The following is an 822-nucleotide window of genomic DNA, read 5'->3' as shown; positions in this document are numbered from 1 at the left end:
CCGCCCAGCAGGCCCGGGCCCTGGCCGGGCGCCTGCAGCTGTATCCCAACCCGGCCACGGGCGCCGACGTGACGGTGGCCCTGGCCGGGCTTCAGCCGCAGCCCCCCATTGCCGGGCAGCTGCTCGACGGGGTGGGCCGGGTGGTGCAGCAGCTCACGCTGCGGGTACAGGGCGGCGAAGCCCGCTCCTTGCTGCCGCTGCAGGGGCTGCCGGCCGGCGTGTACACCCTGCGCCTGCTGCCGGCCGAGGGCCCCGTAACTAAGCGCCTGGTGAGGCAGTAGGCGGCAGAAGCCCCGCGTTTGGGTTGCCCGGTAGGGGTAGGGCCGACAGTTATTTCCTATCTTTTGCTGACAACATGACCCGATACCCTGCCCCCTCGCCCCTGAACATCCTCAAGTCGCTGCAGAACCGGTTTGAGTTTCCGGCCTGGGACCCGGGCCAAGGGAGCCGGCTGCCGCTGACGGCGCAGGTGCAGGACGCCCTGGCCCAGGACCTGCGCAGCGGCGAAGAGGTGACCGCCGGCATTCGCTACCAGGCCCATGAGCTGTACGTGGTGGGCGACACCTACGTGCAGCCCGACAGCTCCGTCTACCCCAAGTACGACTACGAGGCCTACCGCACCCGGCAGGTGGGCATTCTTACCAACGGCGGGCGCACCACCATCGACCGCAGTCGCTTCGAGCTGTTGCACGAAGGGGCACGGCTGGGATTGAGTACGGGCAGCTACCGGGTGGAGGTCACCAGCTCGGGCTTTACGGCCTGCCAGGTGGGCTGCTTGTTGAATGGCGGCACCCGACTGGCTTTACCAAGTGGCTCTACCAA

The 822-nt window shown here is 68.5% G+C and carries 2 protein-coding genes; both read left to right on the top strand.

What is annotated here, in order from left to right; all coding sequences use genetic code 11:
• Positions 1-281 (top strand): T9SS type A sorting domain-containing protein (locus ABD919_RS04155; RefSeq protein WP_345234067.1); only part of this gene is annotated, 281 nt, incomplete at its 5' end.
• 74 nt (positions 282-355) lie between these two features.
• Positions 356-822: hypothetical protein (locus ABD919_RS04150; RefSeq protein ID WP_345234065.1), on the top strand; the 467-nt coding region annotated here is incomplete at its 3' end.

Source organism: Hymenobacter saemangeumensis, from assembly GCF_039541835.1.
Taxonomy (GTDB): domain Bacteria; phylum Bacteroidota; class Bacteroidia; order Cytophagales; family Hymenobacteraceae; genus Hymenobacter; species Hymenobacter saemangeumensis.
The sequence above is the reverse complement of the archived record's forward strand: the minus strand, read 5'-3'. Positions and strand labels throughout refer to the sequence as shown.